This is a genomic window from Acidobacteriota bacterium (genome assembly GCA_009861545.1).
Classification (GTDB): Bacteria; Acidobacteriota; Vicinamibacteria; order Vicinamibacterales; family UBA8438; genus WTFV01.
The window spans coordinates 1-2,737 of the sequence record VXME01000169.1; the positions used below are offsets into that span (position 1 = coordinate 1).

1 protein-coding gene is annotated in these 2,737 nt (G+C 68.7%); it reads left to right on the plus strand.

The features are described 5' to 3' along the window. Positions 1 to 1,811: 1,811 nt before the first annotated feature. The gene (locus F4X11_26235; GenBank protein MYN68475.1) at positions 1,812 to 2,633 is read left to right on the plus strand and encodes a pyridoxine 5'-phosphate synthase; all 822 of its coding nucleotides are present in this window, start codon (positions 1,812 to 1,814) and stop codon (positions 2,631 to 2,633) included. Positions 2,634 to 2,737 lie beyond the last annotated feature (104 nt).

Here is a 2,737-nt window from a genome sequence, read left to right on the forward strand (position 1 = left end):
GCCGAGCGCGGCGGCGGGCGCCGGGGCGGGATGAGCGCGTCGCTCGCCGCCCCGCGACGCCGCGCGCCCACCGGCGACACGTCCTGGGATGCCCTCTTCGAGTCGAGCGGCACCCTGGTCGAGGACGGCTGGACGGCGGAGATGGCGATTCCCTTCAAGAGTCTGCGCTACCCGTCGCGCGGACGCGGCGAGCGCCACCGCTGGGGCTTTCAGGTGGTGCGGACGATCCCGAGCAAGAACGAGACCGACGTCTGGGCGCCGATCTCCCGCGACATGGCCGGCTTCCTGCCGCAGATGGGTCTGCTCGACGGGCTGACCGACCTGTCGACGAGCCGCAACCTGGAGATCCTGCCGACGCTCACCGCCATCCAGTTCGGGTCGCTCGACACCGCGACCGGCGTCTTCGAGGACGGCGATCCGGACCCGGAGGGCGGGGTGAACGTCAAGTACGGCGTGACCCCCAACCTGACTTTCGACTACACCTACAACCCCGATTTCTCGCAGATCGAGTCCGACATCCCGCAGATAGAGGTCAACCAGCGGTTCCCGCTCTTCTACCCGGAGCTGCGGCCGTTCTTCCTGGAGGGGCAGGAGATCTTCCAGGTGCCGGGGCAGGTCAACCTGGTCCACACCCGCACCATCGTCGATCCCCGGCAGGGCGCCAAGCTGACCGGCAAGGCGGGCAACACCACGGTCGGCGTGCTGGTCGCCAACGACGAGGCCCCCGGCCTGGTGGAGGGCGTCCACCCGGACCTGCACGGCAGAACCGCGCAGGTCGCCATCGCGCGGGCTCGCTACGACCTGTACGCCGAGTCGTACCTCGGCGTCATCGCGACGGATCGGGAGTTCGGCGACGGCTACAGCCGGGTGGGCGGCGTGGACGGGCGGTTCCGGCTGGGCCGCACCTCGTCGGTGAGCTTCCAGGCGGCGGCGTCGCAGCACCGCAACCTCGAGGACGGCGACAACGCGGGGCCGATATTCCATCTCGCCTACGACCGGACCGGACGCAATCTCAGCTACTCGGCCGCGGTCGACAGCGTCGATCCCGGTTTTCGCACCGACACCGGCTTCGTGCAGCGCGTCGACACCCGCGTGGCCCAGGCCAACGTCTCCTACCGCTGGTGGCCGGAGAACTGGCTGGTCAACTGGGGACCGCTGGCCAGCTACAGCCGCAACTACGACTTCGAGGGCCTGTTGCAGGACGAGCAGGCCCAGGTCGGGGTGCGGGGGGTGACGACGAGCAGCATCATCTGGGTCGCCATGGCCAACCGCGACATGGAGCGCTACGAGGGGATCGAGTTCCTCAAGACGAACGCCTTCCTGGGGGGCGGCTTCGCGGCCAGCCGCCGCCTGTCGGCGGGGGGCTTCTTCAACTGGGGCGACCAGGTGCGCTACGGCGACGACCCGTTTCTGGGCAGCGGCGCGACCGCCACGTTCTTCGCCTCCGTGCGGCCGATGTCGCGGCTGAACGCCGACCTGAACTTCATCACCAGCCGGCTGTACGATCCGCGCACGAGCGAGCAGGTCTTCGACGTCAAGATCTACCGCGCGCTCACCACCTACCAGTTCACCAACCGGCTGCTGCTCCGCAACATCCTGGAGTACAACGCGTTCAGCGGCACGGTGGCCGCCAACCTGCTCTTCACCTATCGGGTCAACGCCGGCACCGTCTTCTTCCTCGGCTACGACGACCACTACCAGCAGGGCGACCTGATCGACAGCACCGTGTTCCCGACGATGCGCTTCGAGCAGACGAACCGCGCGATCTTCACGAAGCTGTCGTACCTGTTCCGGTTCTGATGGAGGGCGGCATGACCGCGCTATCGGTCAACGTCAACAAGATCGCCTGGCTGCGCAACTCGCGCGACGGCGCGCGGCCCAGCGTCCTGGAGGCCGCCCGGCCCGCCATCGCGGCCGGCGCACACGGCATCACCGTCCATCCGCGGCCCGATCAGCGCCACATCCGCCCGGCCGACGTCGACGCGCTGGCCGCGCTGCTCGCCGCCGAGGCGCCGCACGTCGAGTTCAACATCGAGGGCAACCCGGCCGCCGGTCCCCGCGACAACGGGTACCCGGGGTTCGACTGCCTCGTCGAGACGGCGCGGCCCGACCAGGCGACACTGGTCCCGGACGCCGACGCGCAGCTCACCTCCGACCACGGCTGGGACCTGTCCGACCCGGCTGCGGCCCGCTTCGTGCGGGAGGTCGCCTCTCGCTACCGGGACTGGGGCGTCCGCGTCAGCCTGTTCATGGATCCGGTCGCGGAGCAGATCGCGCGCGCGAAGGAATGCGGGGCCGACCGGGTCGAGCTCTACACCGGTCCCTACGCCGATCTCGTCGAGCGCCACGGGCTGGAGCATCCGGAGACTCGCGCCGGACGGGAGGCCTACGCCCGCGCGGCCCGGTATGCGGGGGAGCTTCGGCTAGGCGTCAACGCCGGCCACGACCTGAACCTCGACAACCTCGCCGCGTTCATAGCCATCGGCGGCATCGCGGAGGTCTCCATCGGCCACGCGCTGATCGCCGCAGCGCTGGAGATGGGCCTGTCGACCGCCGTGCGGCGGTACCTCGACGCCATCGCGGCCGGTGCGTCCGGATTGGAGAACTCACTCGACGATGCGGGATCTGCATGAAGAGGCCGGGGGGGGGGCAGCCCCCGGGGGCCCAGTAAGAAATAAATATTTAAAACATAACAGAACCAACACAACAAAAAACACAGGATGAATAAGACAAAAAA